The sequence below is a fragment of the Streptomyces sp. NPDC041135 genome (assembly GCF_055592085.1).
Genome location: NZ_JBVIYZ010000005.1, coordinates 107,038 through 128,936 on the forward strand (window position 1 = coordinate 107,038; position 21,899 = coordinate 128,936).

Annotated in this window: 22 protein-coding genes; 6 read left to right on the top strand and 16 right to left on the bottom strand. The window is 76.2% G+C overall.

The genetic code is table 11. The annotated features are described in order from the left end of the window. Positions 1–41: 41 nt before the first annotated feature. A complete protein-coding gene (locus ACZ6CZ_RS13995) occupies positions 42–419 on the top strand; it encodes a DUF6479 family protein (RefSeq protein ID WP_469020492.1) in 378 nt (125 codons plus the stop codon). 75 nt (positions 420–494) lie between these two features. On the opposite strand, the gene ACZ6CZ_RS14000 is transcribed toward ACZ6CZ_RS13995, so the two are convergent. The 13 genes from ACZ6CZ_RS14000 to ACZ6CZ_RS14060 all read right to left on the bottom strand — a co-directional run bounded on the left by ACZ6CZ_RS14000 (position 495) and on the right by ACZ6CZ_RS14060 (position 13,291). Next, positions 495–947: an RpiB/LacA/LacB family sugar-phosphate isomerase gene (locus tag ACZ6CZ_RS14000; protein WP_469019395.1), complete on the bottom strand. Its 453-nt coding sequence runs from the start codon at positions 945–947 to the stop codon at positions 495–497. A gap of 128 nt (positions 948–1,075) precedes the next feature. Beyond that, the gene (locus tag ACZ6CZ_RS14005) at positions 1,076–1,270 is read right to left on the bottom strand and encodes a hypothetical protein (RefSeq protein ID WP_469019398.1); all 195 of its coding nucleotides are present in this window, start codon (positions 1,268–1,270) and stop codon (positions 1,076–1,078) included. A gap of 120 nt (positions 1,271–1,390) precedes the next feature. Next, positions 1,391–2,641: an ANTAR domain-containing protein gene (locus ACZ6CZ_RS14010; RefSeq protein ID WP_469019402.1), complete on the bottom strand. Its 1,251-nt coding sequence runs from the start codon at positions 2,639–2,641 to the stop codon at positions 1,391–1,393. A gap of 106 nt (positions 2,642–2,747) precedes the next feature. After that, positions 2,748–3,740, bottom strand: coding sequence for a glycosyltransferase family 9 protein (locus ACZ6CZ_RS14015; protein ID WP_469019404.1), 993 nt, complete (start codon positions 3,738–3,740; stop codon positions 2,748–2,750). Further along, on the bottom strand, positions 3,737–5,176 hold the full coding sequence (locus tag ACZ6CZ_RS14020) for a PfkB family carbohydrate kinase (protein ID WP_469019407.1): 1,440 nt from the start codon (positions 5,174–5,176) through the stop codon (positions 3,737–3,739). Before ACZ6CZ_RS14020 ends, ACZ6CZ_RS14015 begins: the two co-directional genes overlap by 4 nt. Then, complete coding sequence (locus ACZ6CZ_RS14025; protein ID WP_469019409.1) at positions 5,173–5,886, bottom strand: D-sedoheptulose-7-phosphate isomerase; 714 nt, start codon at positions 5,884–5,886, stop codon at positions 5,173–5,175. Before ACZ6CZ_RS14025 ends, ACZ6CZ_RS14020 begins: the two co-directional genes overlap by 4 nt. After that, positions 5,883–7,115: a glycosyltransferase gene (locus tag ACZ6CZ_RS14030; protein ID WP_469019413.1), complete on the bottom strand. Its 1,233-nt coding sequence runs from the start codon at positions 7,113–7,115 to the stop codon at positions 5,883–5,885. The genes ACZ6CZ_RS14025 and ACZ6CZ_RS14030 overlap by 4 nt, the downstream gene beginning before the upstream one ends. Then, positions 7,112–8,074, bottom strand: a complete 963-nt coding sequence (locus ACZ6CZ_RS14035; protein WP_469019415.1) for a glycosyltransferase — start codon at positions 8,072–8,074, stop codon at positions 7,112–7,114. Before ACZ6CZ_RS14035 ends, ACZ6CZ_RS14030 begins: the two co-directional genes overlap by 4 nt. After that, positions 8,071–9,081, bottom strand: coding sequence for a glycosyltransferase family 9 protein (locus ACZ6CZ_RS14040; protein WP_469019417.1), 1,011 nt, complete (start codon positions 9,079–9,081; stop codon positions 8,071–8,073). The genes ACZ6CZ_RS14035 and ACZ6CZ_RS14040 overlap by 4 nt, the downstream gene beginning before the upstream one ends. After that, positions 9,078–9,626 carry a D-glycero-alpha-D-manno-heptose-1,7-bisphosphate 7-phosphatase gene (locus tag ACZ6CZ_RS14045; protein ID WP_469020495.1) on the bottom strand — a complete coding sequence of 183 codons (549 nt, stop codon included), beginning with the start codon at positions 9,624–9,626 and terminating at the stop codon, positions 9,078–9,080. The genes ACZ6CZ_RS14040 and ACZ6CZ_RS14045 overlap by 4 nt, the downstream gene beginning before the upstream one ends. Positions 9,627–9,631: 5 nt before the next feature. Continuing rightward, a complete protein-coding gene (locus ACZ6CZ_RS14050; RefSeq protein WP_469019420.1) occupies positions 9,632–10,627 on the bottom strand; it encodes a glycosyltransferase family 2 protein in 996 nt (331 codons plus the stop codon). Beyond that, on the bottom strand, positions 10,624–12,258 hold the full coding sequence (locus tag ACZ6CZ_RS14055; RefSeq protein WP_469019422.1) for a carbamoyltransferase family protein: 1,635 nt from the start codon (positions 12,256–12,258) through the stop codon (positions 10,624–10,626). The genes ACZ6CZ_RS14050 and ACZ6CZ_RS14055 overlap by 4 nt, the downstream gene beginning before the upstream one ends. A 34-nt stretch (positions 12,259–12,292) precedes the next feature. Next, positions 12,293–13,291, bottom strand: a complete 999-nt coding sequence (locus ACZ6CZ_RS14060; protein ID WP_469019424.1) for an NAD-dependent epimerase/dehydratase family protein — start codon at positions 13,289–13,291, stop codon at positions 12,293–12,295. A gap of 610 nt (positions 13,292–13,901) precedes the next feature. On the opposite strand from ACZ6CZ_RS14060, the gene dhaK reads away from it, so the two are divergent. Genes dhaK through ACZ6CZ_RS14075 form a run of 3 tightly spaced genes read left to right on the top strand, consistent with a single transcriptional unit; the run spans position 13,902 to position 15,962 of the window. Continuing rightward, positions 13,902–14,894 (top strand): dihydroxyacetone kinase subunit DhaK, encoded by a 993-nt coding sequence (gene dhaK / locus ACZ6CZ_RS14065; RefSeq protein WP_469019427.1) that lies wholly within the window; start codon positions 13,902–13,904, stop codon positions 14,892–14,894. 47 nt (positions 14,895–14,941) lie between these two features. Next, positions 14,942–15,559: a dihydroxyacetone kinase subunit DhaL gene (gene dhaL, locus ACZ6CZ_RS14070; protein ID WP_469019429.1), complete on the top strand. Its 618-nt coding sequence runs from the start codon at positions 14,942–14,944 to the stop codon at positions 15,557–15,559. Next, complete coding sequence (locus ACZ6CZ_RS14075) at positions 15,552–15,962, top strand: PTS-dependent dihydroxyacetone kinase phosphotransferase subunit DhaM (RefSeq protein ID WP_469019432.1); 411 nt, start codon at positions 15,552–15,554, stop codon at positions 15,960–15,962. Before dhaL ends, ACZ6CZ_RS14075 begins: the two co-directional genes overlap by 8 nt. A gap of 81 nt (positions 15,963–16,043) precedes the next feature. Here the strand turns inward: ACZ6CZ_RS14075 and ACZ6CZ_RS14080 are convergent, their stop codons facing one another. Continuing rightward, positions 16,044–16,820, bottom strand: coding sequence for a glycoside hydrolase family 75 protein (locus tag ACZ6CZ_RS14080; protein ID WP_469019435.1), 777 nt, complete (start codon positions 16,818–16,820; stop codon positions 16,044–16,046). A gap of 438 nt (positions 16,821–17,258) precedes the next feature. On the opposite strand from ACZ6CZ_RS14080, the gene ACZ6CZ_RS14085 reads away from it, so the two are divergent. Beyond that, positions 17,259–18,266 (top strand): fibronectin type III domain-containing protein, encoded by a 1,008-nt coding sequence (locus ACZ6CZ_RS14085; RefSeq protein WP_469019436.1) that lies wholly within the window; start codon positions 17,259–17,261, stop codon positions 18,264–18,266. Between the two features lie 170 nt (positions 18,267–18,436). Next, positions 18,437–18,976, top strand: a complete 540-nt coding sequence (locus ACZ6CZ_RS14090) for a hypothetical protein (protein ID WP_469019438.1) — start codon at positions 18,437–18,439, stop codon at positions 18,974–18,976. Positions 18,977–18,988: 12 nt separating this feature from the next. On the opposite strand, the gene ACZ6CZ_RS14095 is transcribed toward ACZ6CZ_RS14090, so the two are convergent. Both ACZ6CZ_RS14095 and ACZ6CZ_RS14100 read right to left on the bottom strand, forming a co-directional pair. Then, on the bottom strand, positions 18,989–19,561 hold the full coding sequence (locus ACZ6CZ_RS14095; protein ID WP_469019439.1) for a PadR family transcriptional regulator: 573 nt from the start codon (positions 19,559–19,561) through the stop codon (positions 18,989–18,991). Between the two features lie 65 nt (positions 19,562–19,626). Next, a complete protein-coding gene (locus ACZ6CZ_RS14100) occupies positions 19,627–21,642 on the bottom strand; it encodes an NADPH-dependent 2,4-dienoyl-CoA reductase (RefSeq protein WP_469019441.1) in 2,016 nt (671 codons plus the stop codon). Positions 21,643–21,899 lie beyond the last annotated feature (257 nt).

Consider the following 21,899-nt stretch of genomic DNA (forward strand, 5'->3'; position numbering starts at 1 on the left):
TCCGGTTCACACCTGTTTGAGGGGGGTATTCCTGTTCCATGATGAGTACCGCATCGAGTACCGGGTCGATACAGCTCGCCGCGGCGAGCGGTCTGATCAGCCTCGTGCTGTTCCTCGTGGCCGTGGCCCTGCTGGCCGTGCTCGCCGGGGGCTTCTGGCTGACCTCCCGGGTCCGCTACAACGAGACGGCCAGGCCCCGCCCCGACGAACAGCCGAAGCTGCCACCGGAGGGCCCGGTGCACGAACTGCGGCAGAACCGGGAGATGGACGACGTACCCGTCACGCCCAAGGGCGGACGCCCGCTCACGCCGTACGAGCTGAGCAACATGCGGACCAGGCCGAGCGAGTCGACGGACCGCCCGCGCTGGAGCGAGGGATCGAGCGGTTCGTTCGGCGGCGGCGGTGGCGGCGCGCACTGAGCCCTCGGCGCACACCGGACCCACCGCCCTGCCCGCCCCGGGGTGCCTCCCGGCCCCCGGGGCACTCGCGCGGCGTCACGCCGTCCTGGTGTCGTCCAGCCGTCCGATGCGGGCCACGTTGTCCCGGTCCTCCGGGTCCTCGCTCGGCCCGGCCGCGAACCAGGCGTCGAGGATCTCCTTGAGCACCGGCGGGGAGGTCAGCCGCAGGCCCAGCGCGAGGACGTTGGCGTCGTTCCAGCGCCGGGCGCCGTCCGCGGTGTACGCGTCCGTGCACAGGGCCGCGCGGACGCCGGGCACCTTGTTGGCGGCGATCGACGCGCCGGTGCCGGTCCAGCAGCACACCACCGCCTGGTCGGCCGCGCCGGTGACCACGTCCCGGGCCGCCGCCTCCGAGCAGACCGCCCACCGCGGGTCGGAGCCGGGGTCCAGCGCGCCGTACGCACGCACCTCGTGGCCCCGCCGCCGCAGCTCCTCCACCAGGAGCCGGGCCACGGGTTCGTCCATGTCGGAGGAGACGGAGATCCGCATGGGCCGAGCGTAAGCCCCTGCGCCGACGACGCGTGAATGCCGTGTGGCGTGCCTCGTGGTGCGGCGCCACGGCGACGGCCCCGGAAGGGCAGACGCGCTGCCTCTCCGGGGCCGACGGGTTCTCGGTGTCACGGGTGGTCGGGCTGCTGGTCCGGCGGGACCCCGGCGCCCTCGCCCCCGCCCTTGGCCCCCTTGTCGGTGCCGTGCGCATGGCCGCCGAGACCGCCCTGTCCCAGGTCACGGGCCATGCGTTCACCGCTGTCCTGCGGAGTGCCGCCACCCTTGTCGTTGCGTCGCAGTTCGGGCTGCTGTGGACTGGACATGCGCCGCGCTCCTTCCTGGTCGTGCTCGGTCCGGTGCGGTGGGCGGGTTCCCAGGAGGAGACGACGCGCACCGCGGGCGGGACGGATGCGCGGCGGGCGTCCGGTGGGCCGGAAGGCGGGTCAGGAGGACGGGCGGACCAGCCGGGTGTGCAGGTGTTCGAGCGCGTCCAGCAGCACGGACCGGTGGTACCAGCTCAGCCATGCCGCCGCGTCCGCCGCCAGCTGGTCGAGTGCCATGGCCTGGGCGGGGGCGGGGCGCGTTCCCGCGTCGGGCCAGTGCAGGGTGACGACGCCGGCGCAGGTGCCGGACGGGGAGACGACGGGAGTGGCGTGCAGCGCGCGCGTGCCGGCGCGCAGCAGGACGCGGCGGCAGTCGTCGGCCAGGCACGGGTCCGTCTCCACGTCCGGCACGCTCACCCCGCACAGCCGCGTCCGGGCCAGCGCGGCCGCGCTCCCCTCGCTCCGGTCGCGGACGAGGTCGTCGAGGACCGTCTCGTCGCAGCCGTCGTGCGCCTCCGTCACCAGGGCCCGCACCGCCGGGTCGACGAACTGCACGCAGCCGGCCGGGGCGCGCCCGATGGCCAGCGCCTCGTGCAGTACGGCATCGATCATCCGCCGCCGGTAGCGCGGGTCGAGGCCCCGCCGGCCCAGCAGCCGCAGCTGGGGGGCCGGCAGCGGGCGGCGGCCGGGGAACCAGACCTCGCCGTCCGGCGGGCAGGCCACCACCACGGCCGACACCAGCACCCGCAGCGGCACGTTGAAGCGCTGTGACGCCTCCCGCAGCGCCGCGAACGCGCTGCCGGAGTCGGGCAGGCCGTACCGGGTCATCAGCATGCCCTGGGCGATGCCGATCACCGGCGCGGTGCGCAGCCGGGCGCGCAGGGCGCGGACCTCCTTGTGCAGGTCGTCGTAGGACGGCCGCAGGGGATCGGCCATCTGGGTGCGCCAGGCGGGCAGGTCCTCGACCCGGGCCGCCCGCTGAGTCAGCTCCCGCAGGGCCTCGTCGAGGGTGGCGTACAGCCGGACGCCCGCCAGCCGCGCCAGATGGACGGCCTCCCGGACACCGGGGCGCGCCCGCACCACGATCAGCTCCGGGCGGCCGGCGCGGGCCCCGGCGATCTCGCTCAGCGTCCGCAGGACCGTCGCCCCGCCCAGCTGGACGTGGGCCATGTCCAGGACGGGGCGCAGCCCGGCGCGGTCGGCGTGCTCCACGTGGCCGCGCAGCTCCTCGGACCAGGCGTCGGCGCGGTGCGCGTCGGGGCTGCCGGACATCCGCAGCAGCAGGGCGCCCTCGGCCGGCCACCCCGCCACGGCGGACGACTCGATGACGAAGGGCGCGGGCTGGACGGCGCGGTCCGCAGAAGTGGTCATGGCATCACCCAGACGGGAAGTCGTTGCGATCTCACGCGGCCCTCTTCCTGACCGAGAACCACCTTGCCCGGCGGGTGCCGGACTCTCAACCGCAACCGCGGCCGGGTCAGCGGGCGTGGGCGGTCTGCGGCCGCTCCCGCCGGGCACCGGTGCGGGTCTGTCTCAGCAGCGTCAGGGCGGCCGCGGCCACCTCGGTGATGCCCAGGCGCAGCAGCCGGGCGTCGGGGGTGCGGCCGTGCGGGTCGCCGGGCGGGCCGGGCTTCCACAGGGCGACGTGGCCCGGGCAGGGCGGCGGTCCCCACAGCCTCGGGGAGACGGGTCCGAAGAGGGTGACGGACGGCGTGCCGTGCGCGACCGCCAGGTGGGCGAGCCCGGTGTCGCCGCTGAGCACCAGCGCGGCCCCCGCGACGAGTGCGGACAGCCGGCCGAAGGGCAGTCCGCCGCTCAGTACGTCCGCCTCGGTGAGTCCGCCGCGCTCGGCGACCGACCGGACGAGGGCGTCCTCGCCGGGGCCGCCGGTGAGCACCACGCGGTGGTCCGTCGCCCGCAGGCACCGCACGACCGCGGCGTACCGTTCGGCGGGCCAGCGCCGCGAGCCGGAGGCCGCGCCGGGGTGGACGAGGACGGCCCCCGGTGCGGGCGAGGGGCCGGGCGGGCGGGGCAGGCGCAGGTCGAGCGGGTCGGCGGGGATGCCGTAGGCGGCCAGGAAGGCGCACCAGCGCTCGCGTTCGTGGGCGTGCGCCTGCCACGGCGGGCCGTCCGGGCAGGCGTGGGCGAGCAGCCGGCCGGGGCGCAGGGCGGCGAGGGCGTCACGGCTCTCGGGTCCGTTGCCGTGCAGGTCGATCGCCACCTCGGGCGCGGGGCCCGGCCAGTGCGTGAGGGACGGCACGGCCCGGCCCGGCGCCCCCGCCGGGAACACGGTGTCGACCGCGCCGGTGGCCAGGGCGGCCTCGCGCAGCTCCGGCGGCACGGCCAGGACCAGCTCGTGGCCGGGATGCGCCCGGCGGATGCCGCGCAGCGCGGGGACGCCGGCCAGCAGGTCGCCCAGGCCCAGCGCGCGCAGCACCAGGACCCGCGGCCGGCGGTCGGCGGCGGTCACCGGGGCCGCCGTCCGCCGGGCGTGGCCGGCGCGGGTGCCAGGGCGGCGCGCCGGGCGAGGCCGGTGGTGGAGCGGCCGTCCAGGTAGGGCAGCAGCAGCACCTGTCCGCCCCAGCTCTCCACCAGGGGCTGCTCGGGCAGCCGGGTGCGGGCGTAGTCGCCGCCCTTGGCCCAGATGTGCGGGCGCAGCTCGGCGAGGATGCGTACCGGGGTGTCCTCGTCGAAGACGGCGACGGCGTCGACGCACTCCAGGGCCCGCAGCACCCGGACCCGGTCGGCGGCCGGGACGAGGGGGCGGCCGTCACCCTTGCGGCGGCGGACGGAGGCGTCGGAGTTGACGCAGACGATCAGGCAGTCGCCGGTGCGGCGGGCGGCCTGGAGTAGGGCCACGTGGCCCGCGTGCAGGAGGTCGAAGCAGCCGCCGGCGGCGACCACGGTGCCCCCGGCGGCCCGGACCCGCGCGGCCGTGCGCACGGCGTCGGCGGTGGCGTCGCCGTCGGCGGGGGCGCCGGGAGGCGTGCCGGGGGCGTCCTGAGCGGCGAGGCCGCGGGCGCCGCCCTCGGCGACGTACCGGGTGGCGGCGTGCACGGCTCCCTGGACGGCGGCCTCGGTGAACTCGCCGTCGGCGAGCAGTCCCGCCGCGCTCGCGGCGAAGCGGTCGCCGGCGCCGCACGGGTCGCCGGTGGCGGCGGCCGGGGTCGGCACCAGCAGGGGCGTCTCGCCGTGCGAGAGCAGCGCGCCCCGGTCGCCGAGGGTCACGGCGACGGCCTGGGCCTGCCAGGCCCGGACCAGGGTGCGGGCGTCCCCGGAGGCCGTGCGCAGGCCCGCCGCGCCGCCGGGTGTCTCGTCGCCGTCGAACTGCGCGGCGAAGGCGCGGGCCTCGGCGGCGGAGGGGGTGACCAGCCGGACGCCGGGGACGGGGGGTTCGCCGCGCGGGTGGGGGTCCCAGACGACGGGCGTGCGGGTGGCGGTCTCGGCCAGTGCCTCCCGCAGGACGTCGGCGGTGCCCCGGCCGTAGTCGGCGACCAGCACGCCCTGGGCGGCGGCGATCACGGCCACGGCCAGGTCCGTGGCCTTGCGGGCGCGGCCCTCGCCGTCGTCGAGGCGCAGCAGCGGCCGGTCCCCGGCGAGCACCCGGGTCTTGCTGCTGAGGGTGCCGTCGAGCGGCAGCTCGACCAGTGCGACCCGGCCGGCGAGCAGCTCCCGCAGGGTCTCGCTGGCCTCGTCGTCGCCGAGTGCCGTGACGAGCGTGACGGGCCGGCCGTCGGCGGCCGCGAGGCAGGCGGCGAGGGCGGCCCCGCCCGGCCGGGAGACCCGCCGGGTACGGTCGACGACCGGCACCGGGGCGTCGGGGGCGAGCCGTTCGGCACGGCCGGTGAGGTCGTGGTCGAGCAGGGCGTCACCGACGACGACGAGCGGGGTGCGGGGGGTGCTCATGTGCGCCTCTTCCGGGGTGCGGCCCGGTCACCGGACACCGCGAGCCGCGCCGGCTGGTCCGGCCGGCCCAGCCAGCCTTCCGCGGCCGCGCGTTCGACCGCCTGGTCGAAGTACTCGCAGAGCATGTGCACCGCCACCAGGTGCAGCTCCTGCACGGTCGCGGACACGGGCGCGTCCACGCACAGCGCCTCGTCGGCCTCCCGTGCCAGCGGGTTGGGGGCGCGGCCGGTCATCGCCCACACCGTCATGCCGAGGCCGTGGGCCCGCTCGGCGGCGCTGAGCAGGTTGGCGCTGGCGCCGCTGGTGGACAGCAGCATCAGGACGTCGCCGGGGCGGCCGTGGGCGGCGGTCTGGCGGGCGAACACCTCCTGGACGCCGTAGTCGTTGGCGATGGCGGTGGTGGCCGAGGTGTCGGCGTGCAGGGCGAACGCGGAGAACGGCGGCCGGTCGTCCCGGTAGCGGCCCACCAGCTCGGCGGTCAGGTGCTGCGCCTGCGCGGCGCTGCCGCCGTTGCCCGCGACCAGGAGGCGGGCGCCCGCGCCCAGCCGTCCGGCCAGCTCGGTGCCCCAGCGTTCGAGCAGGGGCCCGCAGTCGCGGAACGTCTCCAGCGCCTTCATCAGGTCGTCGCAGTGCGCGGCCTCGGCGGCGATGCCGGCCGGGCCGGTGGCGTCGGTCGGGCCGGTGGGGCCCGTGGATCGCGTCTGGTTCATCGGACCACTCCCGAGAGCGAGGGGATGGAGGCGACCGCGCGGTAGACCCCGCCGACACCGTCGGCCACGCGGTCCCACGTGTAGTGGGCCAGCACGCGCCGCCGGCCGGCTGCGCCGTACCGGGCGAGCCGGTCGGGGTCGGCGAGCAGCGCGCGGACGGTGGCGCTGATGTCGTGGTCGTCGTCGGCCGGGACCAGGACGCCGGTACGCCCGTCCACGACCGTGTCGAGCTGGCCGCCGACCGCGGTGGCCAGCACCGGGGTCGCACAGGCCATGGCCTCCAGGGGGACGATGCCGAAGGGCTCGTAGCGGGGCAGGGACAGCACCAGGTCCGCGCCGGACATCAGCCGGGGCATCCGGGTCCGGCTCACCCCGCCGAGCAGGGTGACCCGGTCGGCGACGCCGTACTCGGCGGCGATGCCGCACAGGCGCTCGGCCTCCGGCTCCGCGCCCAGCAGGCCGGCCTCGGGGCCGCCGGCGATGAGGAGTTCGGCGTCGGGCACCCCCGCCAGGGCGCGGATGGCGCGGTCGAAGCCCTTGCGGGGCACGAGCCGGCCGACGGCCAGCAGCCGCTTGCGCGCGCACGCGGGCCGGGCCCGGGACACCGGCGCGAACTGCTCGGGGTCGACCCCGCACGGCACGACGGTGACGCGGTCCTCCGGCAGTCCCATCGCCCGCAGCTCGGCGACCTCGTCGGTGCAGGTGGCGATGATCCGGGCGCACTCGTGCCCGACGGCCTCCTCGACGGTGACGCGCTGGGCGGGGCTGGTGTCGGCGGAGCCCTGGTAGCGGGCCTTCACGGTGCCCAGCGCGTGGTACGTCTGCACCACGGGGACGCCCAGGCCGTGCGCGCCGGTCAGCGCGGCGAGTCCGGACATCCAGAAGTGGGCGTGCACGACGTCGGGTGGCTCCACGGCCCACCGCGCGGCCAGGTAGGCGCCGAACTCGGCCATGTGGGGCAGCAGTTCGTCCTTCGGCACCGGGGCGGCCGGCCCGGCGGGGACGTGCACGACCTGCACCCCGTCGACGAGGGTCATCCGCTCCGGAAGGGTCGCGGAGTCGCGGCGGGTGTACACGGTGACCCGGTAGCCGCGGCGGGCCAGCTGCCGGGCGAGTTGGGCCACGTACACGTTCTGGCCGCCCGCGTCGGGGCCGCCGAGCGCGGCCAGGGGGCTGGCGTGCTCGGAGACCATGGCGACGCGGCCGGCCGTGGGCGGGGTGCGGCTCATCGGGTGACCTCCTTGATCAGGCGCTCCCAGTCGTCCAGGAAGCGCCGCTCTCCGTAGCGGGCCTGTGCCGCGGCTCGGGCGGCCTCCCCGGTGCGCCGCGCGTGCTCCGGCTCGGCGAGGAAGTCCCGTACGGCGTTCTCGAGGACGTCGAGGCGGTTGGAGACCACCCCGGCCGCCTCGGGGACCGCCTCGCGGACCTCGGTGGTGGCCAGGGCGACCACCGGCATGCCCAGGAACATGGCCTCCAGCAGGGACAGGCCGAGCGAGGTCCAGCGCACGGGGTGCAGATAGAGGCGGCAGCGGGCCATCGCCTCGTGCAGCGCGTGCTGCGGCAGGTCCCGGGTGCGGCACCGCCCGGGCGGCAGGCCGAGGTGCCCGGCGAGTCCTTCGGTGCGCATCCCGAACACGTCCAGCGACGCCGCCCCGGCGAAGCGGGGCAGCAGGTCCGTGCCGGTCGTACGGCCCCTGCGCACCGGCTCGTTGACGACGACCGCCGCCCGCGGCTCGGTGCCGGTGTACAGCCGCCCGGGGTCGATGATGCCGTGCTCGACGACCTCGGTCGGGGCGCTGCCGTTGTCCCACATGAGCCGGTTGAAGTGGGTGACGTGCACGACGGGGATGTCGGTGCGGTCGGCGAGGGGGTGGCGGGTGCCGACGGGCGTGCCGTCCGGGCAGTTGTGCTCGACGTACACGGCGGGCACGTCGGTGCCGGGGCGGCGGCCGGTCCAGCGGTGGGCCAGCTCGAGTTCGTGCGGCCGCTGGAGCACCATCAGGTCGATGTCGGCCTCCCGCAGCCGCCGCGGGGTCACCTCCCGCACCGAGGCGGGCCAGTCCCAGGTCAGCGCGCGGCCGAGGCCGTCGGGGCCGCGGTCCCCGGTGACCGGGACCAGGAAGTCGTGGGGGCCCTGCACGAAGGCGGTGAGCCACGAGCCGTGCACGTGCCAGACGAGGATGTTCATGGCTGCCGCTCCTGTATGAGCTTGTGCACCGCGGCGACCACGTCCTGGCCGGTGACCTCGTCCAGGCAGGGGTGGCCGGGTACCGGGCAGTGCCGGGCCCTGCTGTCCGCGCAGGGCGCCGACTGGTCGCCGAGGAGGATGGCGGGCACCCCGTAGGGCGCCCACCGCTCGGCCGGTACGACGGGCGCGAACAGCGACACCACCGGGGTGCCGACCGCGGCCGCCAGATGGGCGGGGCCGGTGTTGCCGCTGACCACGACGTCGGCCAGGCGCAGCACTCCGGCCAAGGTGCGCGGGGTGGTGCGGCCGCCCAGGTCCACCCCGGCGGTGCCGCTGACCCGCCGGGTGAGGCCCATCTCGCCGGGGCCGCCGGTGACGACGACCCGGTGCCCGGCGTCGGCGAGCAGGGTGACGGCCTCGGCGCACCGCTCGGGGCTCCAGGCCCGGGCGGGGCAGCTGGCGCCGGGGTGCAGGACCACGTAGGGGCCGCGTCCGGTCAGGGCGCCGGTGTCGGGGGGCGGCAGGACGCGGAGCCTGCCGTCGTCGCCGGGGGCCGGCGGGAAGCCCAGGGCGGCGGCCGTGTCCAGCGCGGCCTGCGTCTCGTGCCGGCCGGGCAGCCGGCGGTGGCGCACGTCCAGCAGCCGCCCGGGGTGGTCGGTGCTGTCGGCGCCGATGCGGCCGACGCCGGCGAGCCGCAGCAGCAGCGCGGTCGGCAGGGGGCTCTGATGGAAGGAGGTCAGGATCAGGGCGGTGTCGAAGGCCGCCGCGCGCAGCCGGCCGAGGAGGCCGTCGACGTCCGCCTCGTCGACGCGGGGCGGGTCGAAGCCCTCCCAGGGCGCCTCCCACACCCAGACGTCGTCGACGCCGGGCAGCAGCCGGGCGGCGTCGGCGCCACGCGGTCCGCACAGCAGCGTCACCCGGTCGCTGCCGGCGGCGACGGCGCGCACGGCCGGGCCGGCGAGCAGCACGTCCCCGAAGCTGTCGAGGCGGACGACGAGCGTGTTCACGGTGTTCCCCCGCCGATCGGGACGAGGGCCGCGCGCACCGCGGTGACCAGGTCGGGGGCCGAGTCCTCGGCGAACCGGGTCACCTCGTCCGGCGCGGTCGCCGCGTTGGGCACGAGGACGCCGCGGGCACCGGCCGCGCGGGCGGCCAGGACGTCGGCGGCGATGTCGCCGATGACCAGGCAGCGCTCCGGGGTGACGCCGAGCCGGGCGGCCGCGGTCAGCACGAGCCCGGGGCGGGGCTTGCGGCAGGCGCAGCCGTCGCCGGGGGCGTGCGGGCAGAACACCCAGGTGCCGATGCCGCCGAGCAGGGCGTCAGCCCGGTCGTTGACGCGGTGGACGTCGGCGGTGGTGAGCAGGCCGCGCCCGACGCCCGACTGGTTGCTGACGACGGCGGTGGCCAGTCCGGCGGAGCGGGCCAGGGCGACGGCCGCGCGGGCGCCGGGCAGCAGCCGGACCCGGGCGGGGTCGGCGTTGTAGGGCACGTCCTCGACGAGGGTGCCGTCGCGGTCGAACAGGACGGCGGCGAGCGGGGCGTGCCCGGACAGGGGGGTCACGGGATGTCTCCCAGGGGTTCGGCGTGGCGGTGGCGGATCACTCCGTGCAGCCAGTGCCGGACGGCGAGCGGCGGGATGAGCACGCTGGTGCCGACCATGCCGGCGATCTCGTGCACGGTCCGGGGGCCGGGCAGGATGCGGGCCAGGGCGAACTCGGCGGTGCCCAGCGCCCACAGGGCCGCGAGCGCGGCCGCCGGCCGGCGCCGGCCCGCGAGGGCGCAGCCCGCGGCGCCGAGTCCGGCGGCGGTCACGGCCAGGTGCCGGCGCAGCCGTCCCCGGGGCGCGCGGGCGCGGGTCCACCAGTCCGGCCCGTGCAGCCGGTTCATCAGGGCGTCGTCGGCGTTGCCGCGCTGGGCGGGCAGCGAGGCCCACCAGTGCGCGGGGCGGACCGGGTGGCGGGTGACCCGGCGGCCCCGGTGCAGGGTCCAGCCCGCCCGCTCGACGCGCAGGGCCAGGTCGGCGTCCTCCCGGAAGGCCCGCGGGAAGCGTTCGTCGAAGCCGCCGACCCGGGCGAGCGCCTCGGTGCGGTAGGCCATGTCGGCGGTGGCCCAGGCGGCCTGTTCCAGTCCGGCGGTGTTGCGTTCCCAGTCGGTGGGCCGGCGGTCGGCGGGCAGGGGTACGCGCAGCCGCCCCTGGATGCCGCCGGTGTCCTCGCCGGCGCCGGCCAGGTCGTCGGCGAGGAGGCGGGACCAGTCGGGCAGCACCTGGACGTCGTCGTCGAGGAAGACCGTCCAGGGTGTCTTCACCACGCGCCAGCCGGCGTTGCGGGCGGCGGCCGGTCCGCGTCCGCCGGTCCGCAGGGTCTGGAGCCGGCCGAGCAGCGGACCCGCGGCCTCGACCGGCAGTTCGGCCTCGGGGGCGGGGCGGTCGTCGACGAGGACGACCTGCTGCGGGGCGGGCCCCTCGGCGGCGGCCAGCGCGCGCAGGCAGTCGGCGAGGCAGGGCCGGCCGATCGTCGGGATGACGACGGTGTACTCGGGCGCGGGACTCATGCGAAGACCTTTCCGCGCCGGATCGCGAACGGGCCGAGGACGAGCAGGTCGACGGGGGCCGACCCGAAGCACTCCAGGGCGTCGCGCGGGTCGTCGACCATGGGCCGGCCGGCGGTGTTGAGGCTGGTGTTGACGATCACCGGCAGCCCGGTGCGCCGCTCGAAGCCGTCGATCACCCGGGCCACCAGCGGCTCGTCGGCGCGGTCGACCGTCTGGATGCGCGCCGTGCCGTCGACGTGGACGACGGCCGGGATGCGTGCGCGCCAGTCGGGCGCCACGTCGTGCACGAACAGCATGTGCGGGCTGGGCAGCGGCCCGTCGAAGAGTGCGGCGGCCCGTTCGGCGAGGACCATGGGGGCGACGGGCCGGAACTCCTCGCGCCCCTTGACCGCGTTGAGCCGCTCAACGTTGCGCGCGTGCCCGGGGTGGGCCAGCAGCGAGCGGTGCCCGAGTGCGCGGGGGCCGTACTCGCTGCGCCCCTGGAACCAGGCCACGATGCCGTCGGCGGCGAGTTCCGCGGCGGCCGTCTCGGCGATGTCGGCGGGCTCCTCGTACGGCACCGCCGCCCGCTCCAGCCAGTCGCGCAGCTCCGCGTCGCTCCACCCGCGTCCGAGGGCGGCGGTGGCCATCGGCTCCAGGGTGTCCTTCTCGCCCGCGACGTGCGCGGCCGCGCCCAGGGCGGTGCCGGCGTCACCGGCGGCGGGCTGCACCCAGATGTGCCGGAAGCCGCTCTCCCGGTACAGCCGGGTGTTGGCGACGCAGTTCAGGGCGACCCCGCCGGCCATCGTCAGCGCCTCCTCGCCGGTGCGTTCGCGCAGCCGGCGGGCCAGGTGGAGCATGACGTCCTCCAGGCACCGCTGGGCGCTGGCGGCGAGGTCGGCGTGGTCCTGGTCCCACGCCCCGCCGGGCGGCCGGGGCGGCACGAACGACGCCCAGGGCACCGGGCGGGCCCGGAAGCCGCCCCGCTCGCCCGCGTGGACGTAGGGGCGCAGCCGCTCGGCGAAGCGCGGGGTGCCGTAGGAGGCGAGCGCCATCACCTTGAACTCGTCGCTGCTGCGCAGGAATCCGAGGTGCTGGGTGAGGTCCTCGTAGAACAGGCCGAGGGAGTCGGGCAGTTCCTGGGTGTCGAGGACGGTGAGTTCCCGGTTGGTGTACCGGCCGGCCAGGTGGGAGCCGCACTCGCCGCGGCCGTCCAGGACGAGGACGGCGCAGTCGGGGTAGGGCGAGACGGCTCCGGCCGAGGCGGCGTGCGCCACGTGGTGGGGCACGAACCGGACCTTGGCGGGGTCCAGGCCGGGCAGTGCCTCGGCGAGGAAGCCGGGGGCCTGGCGGGCGTAGTCCTGGCGCAGGTGGTCCCAGGGATCGTGCAGTCCGAGCCGGTCGGCGGGGCGGGCCAGGGCGGGGTCGTAGGAGTAGGCGACCGCGTCCAGGTCGGCCGGACGCAGGCCCGCCTGCTCCAGGCACCAGCGGGCCGACTGCTCGGGCAGCTCCCAGGCGGAGAAGGGCAGCGGCCGCTTGCCGTGCTTACGGCGGGAGAAGCGCTCCTCCTCCGCCGCCGCCACGACACGGCCGTCCGTCACGAGGGCGGCTGCCGGGTCGTGGAAGAGTGCGTTGATACCAAGGACGTGCATGGCGCTGCCTCCAGGGCGGCCGGCTGGTGGGTGGTCAGGCCTGCGGCACCGGCTCCCGGCCCACGGGCAGGGCGGCGGCGAAGTAGGCGATGGTCTGCTTGAGCCCCTCTTCCCAGGGCACCTGGGGCGCCCAGCCGAGCAGTTCGCGCGCCAGGCTGGTGTCGGGGCGGCGCCGGCCGGGGTCGTCGACGGGGCGGTCGACGAAGGCGAGCGGGGAGCGGGAGCCGGTCAGTTCCACCACGCGCCGGGCCAGTTCACCCACGGTGATCTCGTCGCTGCCGCCGATGTTGACCGGCCGCACGGACCGGCTGGCGGCCACCCGCAGCACGCCCTCGACGGTGTCGTCGACGTAGCACAGCGAGCGGGTCTGGCTGCCGTCGCCGGCCACGGTGACCGGTTCTCCGGCCAGGGCCTGGCAGATGAAGGTGGGCACGGCACGGCCGTCGTGGGCCCGCATCCGCGGCCCGTAGGTGTTGAACAGCCGGACGATGCCGGCGTCGGTGCCCCGGGCCGCGGCGTGCGCGGTGACGAGTGCCTCGGCGAACCGCTTGGACTCGTCGTAGACGCTGCGCGGGCCGACGGGGTTGACGTTGCCCCAGTAGCCCTCGTGCTGGGGGTGGACGAGGGGGTCGCCGTACACCTCGGAGGTGGAGGCGAGCAGGAAGCGCGCGCCGTCGCGCTCGGCGACCGCGAGCAGGTGGCGCGTGCCGAGGCTGCCGGCGTCCAGCGTCTGCAGCGGCAGCCGCAGGTAGTCGGCCGGCGACGCGGGGCAGGCGAAGTGCAGGACCAGGTCGTACGGCCCCGCCAGCCGCTCCGGGCAGGCGGGGGCCGAGACGTCGCAGTCGACGTAACGGAAGCCGGGGCGGCCGTCGAGGTGGGCGACGTTCGCCCGGACGCCGCACGCCAGGTTGTCGGCGCAGTCGACTTCGACACCTGAATCCAGCAGCCGCTCGCAGAGGTGGGAGCCGAGGAAGCCGGCACCGCCGGTCACCAGGGCACGCCGCCAGGGGAAGGCCGGGGTGGCACCAGTCATAGGGGTTCCTTCGTCCGCACCCGTTCCGCCGCCGCGAGGGGGCGTCCGGGGCGTCGCGTGCGGCCGGGACACGGGGTCGGCCGGCCTGCGGGAAGACGAGGGCAGGGCGCGTGGTCCTCGCCGATGCGCGGGACCGCCCTGGTGGCGCCGCCGTTGGCTGGACGGCACCGGCTGGCAGAGTTCCCCTGCCAGTTGCTTTCACACCTTGGAACCTGATTGTCCGCACCTGCGGCCCTCTACGCGACTTGGGTGACGTTCGGCGACCCTCCGTGTGACGCGCGGGGCGGGCGGGCAGGCGGCGTTCCTTTTCCCGAAGCCGGCCTGACAGGCGTCCGCCGCGGGCGGGGCCCGGCACCCGCTCCGCGACCTCCACGAGCGTGGTGTCGCCCGGTGGGCGGGGTGGAGCGGCCGCGCGCCGGGCACGGGCTGCCGTGTGCCGGGCCGACCACGTGACCTCCGGGCCCGGGAGGGCAGATACTTCCCTCAGGGGCCTGTCGACATCCGCCCCGCCGATGACAAGCAGTCCGCCGCGACCGCGGCGCTCCGGCCCGGGCCGGCCGGCAGGGCCCCGGACCGGAGGGTCACCCGGCCGGCGCATGAGGAGGCAGGCATGAAGATGCTGATCAACGTCCCGGAGACCGTGGTGGCGGACGCGCTGCGCGGAATGGCGGCCGCGCACCCGGAGCTGACCGTGGACGTGGAGAACCGGGTGATCGTGCGCCGGGACGCCCCGGTGGCCGGGCAGGTGGCGCTCATCTCGGGCGGCGGTTCGGGGCACGAGCCGCTGCACGGGGGGTTCGTCGGCCCCGGCATGCTGTCGGCGGCCTGTCCGGGAGAGGTGTTCACCTCGCCGGTGCCGGACCAGATGGCGCGGGCCGCGGCCGCCGTGGACAGCGGCGCGGGCGTGCTGTTCGTGGTGAAGAACTACACCGGTGACGTGCTGAACTTCGACATGGCGGCCGAACTCGCCGAGGACGAGGGCATCCAGGTCGCGAAGGTGCTCGTCGACGACGACGTGGCGGTCACCGACAGTCTGTACACGGCCGGGCGGCGCGGCACGGGGGCCACCCTGTTCGTGGAGAAGATCGCGGGTGCCGCGGCCGCCGAGGGGCAGCCGCTGGAGCGGGTGGAGGCCGTCGCGCGGCAGGTGAACGGCAGCTCCCGCAGCTTCGGCGTCGCCCTCACCGCCTGCGCCACCCCGGCCAAGGGCAGCCCCACCTTCGATCTGCCGCCGGGCGAGCTGGAGCTGGGCATCGGCATCCACGGCGAGCCGGGACGCGAGCGGCGGGCGATGATGACCGCCGGTGAGATCGCCGACTTCGCGGTGCACGCCGTCCTGGACGACCTGCCCGTGCGCAGCCCCGTCCTGGTCCTGGTCAACGGCCTCGGCGCCACCCCGCTGCTGGAGCTGTACGGCTTCAACGCCGAGGTGCAGCGGGTGCTCGGCGAACGCGGGGTCACCGTGGCCCGCACCCTGGTCGGCAACTACGTCACCTCTCTGGACATGGCGGGCGCCTCGGTCACCGTCTGCCAGGTCGACGAGGAGCTGCTGCGGCTGTGGGACGCGCCGGTGCAGACGCCCGCCCTGCGCTGGGGGATGTGACACCCCCGGGCCGGGCGACCGACATCCCTACCACGCGAGGAGTTCCAGTGCTCGACGCCGACTTCTTCCGCCGCTGGATGACGGCGGCCGCCGCGTCCGTCGACCGTGAGGCGGAGCGGCTCACCGCCCTCGACTCCCCCATCGGGGACGCCGACCACGGCAGCAATCTGCAGCGCGGGTTCACCGCCGTCACGGCCGTCCTGGAGGAGGAGGCGCCGGACACCCCGGGCGGGGTCCTCACGCTCGCCGGACGCCGGCTGATCTCCACGGTCGGCGGGGCGTCGGGGCCGCTGTACGGCACGCTGCTGCGCCGTACCGGCAAGGCGCTCGGGGACGCGGCCGAGGTCAGCGAGGAGGAGCTGGCGGAGGCGCTGCGGGCCGGGGTGGACGCGGTGCGGGCGCTCGGCGGCGCGGCGCCCGGCGACAAGACCATGATCGACGCGCTGGTGCCGGCCGTCGACGCGCTCGCGGACGGCTTCGCCGCCGCCCGGACCGCCGCCGACCAGGGCGCGCGGGACACCGTCCCGCTCCAGGCCCGCAAGGGCCGGGCCAGCTACCTGGGCGAGCGCAGCATCGGGCACCAGGACCCGGGTGCCACGTCGGCGGCGCTGCTCGTCGCCGGTCTCGAGGAGGCGGCGGCGGGCGGGGAGGCCGGCGGTGAGTGACGACGGGCTGGTCGGGATCGTGCTGGTGTCGCACAGCGCGGAGGTGGCCGCGTCGGTCGCCGAGCTGGCGAAGGGCCTCGCGGGCGGCGGCGCGGCGGTGCCCGTCGCCCCGGCGGGCGGTACGGAGGGCGGCGGGCTCGGTACGAGCGCCGAGCTGATCTGCGCCGCGGCCGCGTCCGTGGACCGGGGTGCCGGGGTCGCCGTCCTGACCGACCTCGGCAGCGCGGTCCTGACCGTGAAGACGCTGCTGGCGGAGGGCGACGAGCTGCCGCCCGGCGCCCGGCTGGTGGACGCGCCTTTCGTCGAGGGCGCGGTGGCCGCGGTGGTGACGGCGTCGACGGGCGCCGACCTGGACGCGGTCGAGGCGGCGGCCGCCGAGGCGTACACCTACCGCAAGCAGTGAGGTCCGGGCGGCGAGGTGAGTCGGGTGGGCAGGTGAGCGGGTGGGCCGGTGTTCGAGTGGACTGCCGGACGCGGGGTACGGTCAGCCGCCGCGGACGAAGCGCCGGGCCAGCCGCTCGCCCGTCGCCACCGTGCCGGCGTGGCCCTCGATGGGCTCGGCCCGGGAGTCCCTGAAGACGATGTAGGTGACACCGGAGTCCGCCCCGCCCTCGCGCGGGTCGGGGCGGATGCCGAGGGCGCGGGCGGTGGCGTAGGAGGCCTCGCCGATGATGTCGCGCGGGCCGGTGTCGCCGACCACCGCGTACCGCACCCGGCCGCGGTAGACGACGGCCGCGACGGAGCCGCTCCGCACGCCGTGCGCCCGCGGGTTCCAGCGGGCGCTGGGCGCGGGTACGACGATGTAGGGGAGCCGTTCAGCGCTGGGGTAGCGGCCGTTCGACTGCGGGTAGGCGGTCTCGGCCAGGAAGCACGGGTCGGTGCGGCGGTTGCAGCGGGCGGTGGGACGGCCGTCGCAGTCGACGTCCAGGTCGGCCTTCCAGAACACGGCGTCCGGGGTGCCGCACACCGCGACGGCCGCGCGGGTGTCGGCGTCGGTGCGGTAGCGGCCGCGGGAGACCGGCGTGCAGTTCCGTGCCCGGGCCAGCAGCTCGGCGGCGGTGACCCCGCCCTCTTTCCGGGCCGCGGGGGCGGCGGTGCCGGTGCCGGTGGGACGGACCGCGGCGGTGCCGGTGGGACGGACCGCGGCGGTGCCGGTGGGACGGACCGCGGCGGTGCCGGTGGGACGGACCGCGGCCGCGGGCGGGCAGGGGGCGAGCAGGGCGGCTCCGGCCGCGGCGAAGGTCAGGGACTGCACACGCAAGGGGACACGCACGATGAGGAACCCTCTCCTCGGGGACATGGAGGACTGGCCAGGACTGGCCAGGACCAGCCACGATTCGGCCAGACGTAGCCACAATCTGGCGCAAAATAGGTCAAGTGCCATAAAGCGGCACCGCGAGAGGGCCGGATGGAGCACGCGTGTGACACGTCGTGAGGAATCGCGGGCAGGGAGCCGGGGTCCGGGGCCGGAACGGCCCCGGAGCGCCCCGGCCGCCCGCGGCGGCGCGGGACCGGCGACGACAGCGTGTCCGCGCCACTGGCTCAACCACTCCGCCGGGCAGGCGAGTTGAGCCGCACAGAACACCAGCATATGTAACACCCCAGGGCGCCGACGACGGCGGCCCTCTTGATGGAAGGGCCCCGTCCGCGCCATATTGGTCCGGACCATTGCCGTGCCGCCGTTCCGGGAGACGAAGCCGTGCGACACGTTGTCCCGCTCCGCCCCGCACTCGCCCTCGCGGTCTGCGCCGCGCTGCTCGCGCTGGCCGCCTGCGGCCGCGGCGCCGCCGGCGAGGACGGCGGGCGCCTGCCCGCGGCTCCGGCGGGCGTCAGCGCCACGGCCGGCAGCGCCACCAGCGTGCACGTGATGTGGAACGCGGTGGTGGGCGGCGGCTCCCGCGTCCGCGGTTACGAGGTGTATCGCGGCGCCACGAAGGTGAAGGAAGTCCCGGGCTCGCAGCACATGGTGGACGTCACCAGGCTCAGGCCGTCCACCCTGTATGTGTTCACCGTGCGGGCCCGGGACACCGACGGCCGTCTCGGCCCGGACAGCCGGGAGGTGCGGGCCCGGACGCCCGCCGTGACCGCGGCGGACCACGCGCCGCCCACCCGGCCGCGCGGTCCGGCCGGCCGGGCGGTCGGCAGCCGGGCGGTACAGCTGTCCTGGGGCGCGTCGCGGGACGACCGGGCCGTGCTGTCGTACGACGTCTGCCAGGGCGGGGTGAAGATCCACAGCGTGGGCGGGACCCAGACCGCGACCGTGGTCACCGGGCTGCGTCCCGGCACCCGGTACGTCTTCACCGTCCGGGCCCGCGACGCGGCCGACAACCTCTCGCCCGCGAGCACCCCGGTGCGGCTGACCACGCCGGGCCACGACGACGGCCGCGACACCGCGCCGACCGGCCTGCGGGTGACGAGCCACCGGGAGCGGGGGGCGTACTACCTCGACCTGTCCTGGATGCCGCCGCGCGTCGACGGGACGGTCACGGAGTATCAGATCCAGCTCGACGGCAGCGCGGCGACCTCCCTGGTGTGGGGCGGCACCCCGCCGCCGGGGCGGGCGCACACCAGCTTCTACGTGGGCCGGGAGGCGGGGGCCGGGCACCGGGTGCGCATCCGGGCGCGGCTGCCGGACGGCACCTGGGGCGGGTACTCGGCGCAGCGGGCCGTCACCACGGGCACCGGGGGCGCGGGCGCGGGACGTTGAGGACGGGCGGCGCGGGCCCGCGCCGGGGCGGGATCGGTCACCCGTACGGGCGCCGTCCGCATGCGGGCCGGGCCGGCGGGGAGTTGGCTGCGACTGAGGCAGCACGGCCGATCCCCGACCCCGAGGCGGCGCACGAGAGTTCCGCCGACCGTGCCGCCGGAGGGCAGCCCATGCGTACTACACGATTCATTCTCCGCTCCGGCCTGACCCTGGCGGCAGCCGCCGCGCTCCCCACCGCCGTCGCCGGCCCGTCCGCCGCGGTCTCCGGTATCTCGGTGAGCACGACCGGCTCCACGGTCTCGGTGGTCACCAGCGCGTGCACCCAGAACAACGGCAGCTGGGGCAACGCCTCCCTGCTCAGCAGCAGCCAGACCAGCTTCGCCCAGGGCCGCCAGACGGCCCTGTCCGGCACCAGCGTCAGCCAGTCCGCGGCCTGGTCGGGCATCAGCCCGGGGACGTACACCGTCGTCGTGGTGTGCTCCAACGGCACGACCGCGGGCAGCCAGTCGGTGATCGTCTCCTCGCCCTCGCTGCCGACGATCTCGTCGACCTCGACGGCCGCGCCCGCCCGGGGGGTGATGGGCGGTCTGGGCGGCGCCGCCCGCGACTACGGCCCGCTGACGCTGGGGGTGGGCGCGGCGCTGGTGGGTACCGGGATCGTGGCCACGGGCTGGGTCCTGCGCCGCCGGTCGAAGCCGTACCGGCTCTGAGGCGGCCGGGGTTCAGCCGGACGCGCCGGCCGCCGGTCCGCTCCCGTGGGCCGGCAGACCGCCGAACTCCTCGAGCGCGTGGGTGAGCCACTGCGTCCAGAAGGTCTCCAGGTCGATGCCCGCCCGCAGCACCAGGTGGCGCAGCCGGTCCTGGGGACCGTCCTTGCCGGGCGGGAAGTCGCGCCGTTCGATCTCCTCGTACTCCGCCAACTGCCGCCGATGCAGCTCGAGATGGCGGCGCAGATCGCTCTCCAGGCCGGCCGTGCCGACCACCGCGGCCGCCCGCAGCCGCAGCAGCAGGACGTCGCGCTGGGGCTTGGGGTCCTGGGACGCGGCGGTCCAGCGGGCCAGTTCGGCGCGGCCCGCGGGCAGGACCTCGTACCTCTTCTTCTGCCCGCGGGCCGGCTGGTCGGCGGGCAGCGCGCGGATGTGGCCTCCGGCCTCCAGCTTCCCCAGCTCGCGGTAGATCTGCTGGTGCGTCGCGGACCAGAAGTAGCCGATCGACCTGTCGAACCGCCGGGTCAGCTCCAGCCCCGACGACGGCTTCTCCAGCAGGGCGGTGAGGATCGCGTGCGGCAGTGACATGGCCTCATCCTAGGGACGCGCCGCCGGGCCCCTGACGGGCCGGACGGCAATTGCCGGACGGCCCTTTAGAGCGCCGCCGCCACTTCCGTGCCCTGCTTGACGGCGCGCTTGGCGTCCAGTTCGGCCGCCACGTCGGCGCCTCCGACCAGGTGGGCGCTGCGGCCCGCGGCGACCAGCTCGTCGTACAGGTCCCGGCGCGGTTCCTGGCCGGTGCACAGCACGACCGTGTCGACCTCCAGGACGGTGCTGCTGCCGTCGACGGTGACGTGCAGCCCGGCGTCGTCGATGCGGTCGTACCGGACGCCCGGGACCATGGTGACGCCGCGCTGCTTCAGTTCGGTGCGGTGGATCCAGCCGGTGGTCTTGCCGAGTCCGGCGCCGACCTTGGTGGTCTTGCGCTGGAGGAGGTGCACGGTGCGGGGCGGCGCGGGGCGCTGCGGGGCGGCGAGGCCGCCGGGCCCCTGGTAGTCCAGGTCGACGCCCCAGTGCCGGAAGTACGTCGCCGGGTCCTCGTGCGCCTTGTCGCCGCCGTCGGTGAGGTACTCGGCGACGTCGAAGCCGATGCCGCCGGCGCCCAGGACGGCGACGCGGTCGCCGACGGGGGCGCCGTCGCGCAGGACGTCGAGGTAGCCGAGGACGCGGGGGTGGTCGATGCCGGGGATGTCGGGGGTGCGCGGGGTCACGCCGGTGGCGACCACGACCTCGTCGTAGCCGTCGAGGTCGGCCGCGGTGACCCAGGTGCCCAGCCGTACGTCCACGCCCTCCTCGTCGAGCCGGTGGCGGAAGTAGCGCAGCGTCTCGTCGAACTCCTGCTTGCCGGGGACCTTGCGGGCCACGTTCAGCTGGCCGCCGATCTCGCTGCCGGCGTCGAACAGCGTCACCGCGTGGCCGCGTTCGGCGGCGCCGACCGCGCAGGCCAGGCCCGCCGGTCCGGCGCCGACGACGGCGACGCTCTTGCGCAGCCGGGTCGGCGAGAGCACCAGCTCGGTCTCGTGGCAGGCGCGGGGGTTGACGAGGCAGGAGGTGATCTTGCCGCCGAAGGTGTGGTCCAGGCAGGCCTGGTTGCAGCCGATGCAGGTGTTGATGGCCTCGGGGCGCCCCGCCGCGGCCTTGGCGACGAAGTCGGGGTCGGCGAGCATCGGGCGGGCCATGGACACCATGTCGGCACAGCCCTCGGCGAGCAGTTCCTCGGCCAGTTCCGGGGTGTTGATGCGGTTGGTGGTGACCAGCGGGACGGACACCTGGCCCATCAGCTTCCTGGTGACCCAGGTGTAGGCGCCGCGCGGCACGGAGGTGGCGATGGTGGGGATGCGGGCCTCGTGCCAGCCGATGCCGGTGTTGATGATCGTCGCACCGGCGGCCTCCACGGCCCGGGCGAGCGTGATCACCTCGTCCAGCGTCGAGCCGCCGGGCACCAGGTCCAGCATGGACAGCCGGTAGATGATGATGAAGTCCTCGCCGACGGCCTCCCGCACCCGCCGGACGATCTCCACGGGGAAGCGCATCCGGTTCTCGTACGAGCCGCCCCAGCGGTCCTCGCGGTGGTTGGTCTGCGCGGCGGTGAACTCGTTGATCAGGTAGCCCTCGGAGCCCATGATCTCCACGCCGTCGTAGCCGGCCCGGCGGGCGAGGCGGGCGGCGCGGGCGTAGTCGTCGATGGTGCGCTCGACGTCGGCGTCACTGAGTTCGCGCGGCACGAAGGGGCTGATCGGGGCCTGCAGCGCGCTGGGCGCGACCAGGTCGCGGTGGTAGGCGTACCGCCCGAAGTGCAGGATCTGCATCGCGATCCGGCCGCCCTCGCGGTGCACCGCCTCGGTGACGGCCGTGTGCTGGTCGGCCTCCGCCTCGGTGGTGAGCCTGGCGCCGCCCTCGTAGGGCCGGCCCTCGTCGTTGGGCGCGATGCCGCCGGTGACGATGAGGCCGACTCCGCCGCGGGCCCGGGCGGCGTAGAACGCCGCCATCCGCTCGAAGCCGCGCTCCGCCTCCTCCAGGCCCACGTGCATGGAGCCCATGAGCACCCGGTTGGGCAGGGTGGTGAAGCCCAGGTCGAGCGGGGTCAGCAGATGGGGATAGCGGCTCATCGGGGGCCCTCCGTACACGGTGTCGTCCCCGTAGTTGTAGAGGACGCGCGGCGGGTTGTGCAACTAGTTGCACAACCGGGCCGCGGTGACTCCCGCCACCTTTCGCGCTCCGGGACCTCAGCCTTCCGCCTCCCGGTCCGCCCGCCGGCACGTCCGCCGTCCGGGCACACCGGAACGCCCCGGCGGGCGAGGGGCCGGCCGGGGCGTACGGGTGCTTCTCTGTACGGGTGCTTCTCTGTACGGGTGGTGGGGTCGGC

Bases quoted from the DNA above. Each gene is read 5' to 3' on its own strand.
- ACZ6CZ_RS14025 (WP_469019409.1), bottom strand. From the start codon at position 5,886: ATGAACCAGACGCGATCCACGGGCCCCACCGGCCCGACCGACGCCACC.
- ACZ6CZ_RS14020 (WP_469019407.1), bottom strand. From the start codon at position 5,176: ATGAGCACCCCCCGCACCCCGCTCGTCGTCGTCGGTGACGCCCTGCTC.
- ACZ6CZ_RS14055 (WP_469019422.1), bottom strand. From the start codon at position 12,258: ATGCACGTCCTTGGTATCAACGCACTCTTCCACGACCCGGCAGCCGCC.
- ACZ6CZ_RS14050 (WP_469019420.1), bottom strand. From the start codon at position 10,627: ATGAGTCCCGCGCCCGAGTACACCGTCGTCATCCCGACGATCGGCCGG.
- dhaK (WP_469019427.1), top strand. From the start codon at position 13,902: ATGAAGATGCTGATCAACGTCCCGGAGACCGTGGTGGCGGACGCGCTG.
- ACZ6CZ_RS13995 (WP_469020492.1), top strand. From the start codon at position 42: ATGAGTACCGCATCGAGTACCGGGTCGATACAGCTCGCCGCGGCGAGC.
- ACZ6CZ_RS14090 (WP_469019438.1), top strand. From the start codon at position 18,437: ATGCGTACTACACGATTCATTCTCCGCTCCGGCCTGACCCTGGCGGCA.
- ACZ6CZ_RS14095 (WP_469019439.1), bottom strand. From the start codon at position 19,561: ATGTCACTGCCGCACGCGATCCTCACCGCCCTGCTGGAGAAGCCGTCG.
- ACZ6CZ_RS14100 (WP_469019441.1), bottom strand. From the start codon at position 21,642: ATGAGCCGCTATCCCCATCTGCTGACCCCGCTCGACCTGGGCTTCACC.
- ACZ6CZ_RS14035 (WP_469019415.1), bottom strand. From the start codon at position 8,074: ATGAACATCCTCGTCTGGCACGTGCACGGCTCGTGGCTCACCGCCTTC.
- ACZ6CZ_RS14000 (WP_469019395.1), bottom strand. From the start codon at position 947: ATGCGGATCTCCGTCTCCTCCGACATGGACGAACCCGTGGCCCGGCTC.
- ACZ6CZ_RS14030 (WP_469019413.1), bottom strand. From the start codon at position 7,115: ATGAGCCGCACCCCGCCCACGGCCGGCCGCGTCGCCATGGTCTCCGAG.
- ACZ6CZ_RS14060 (WP_469019424.1), bottom strand. From the start codon at position 13,291: ATGACTGGTGCCACCCCGGCCTTCCCCTGGCGGCGTGCCCTGGTGACC.
- ACZ6CZ_RS14010 (WP_469019402.1), bottom strand. From the start codon at position 2,641: ATGACCACTTCTGCGGACCGCGCCGTCCAGCCCGCGCCCTTCGTCATC.
- ACZ6CZ_RS14005 (WP_469019398.1), bottom strand. From the start codon at position 1,270: ATGTCCAGTCCACAGCAGCCCGAACTGCGACGCAACGACAAGGGTGGC.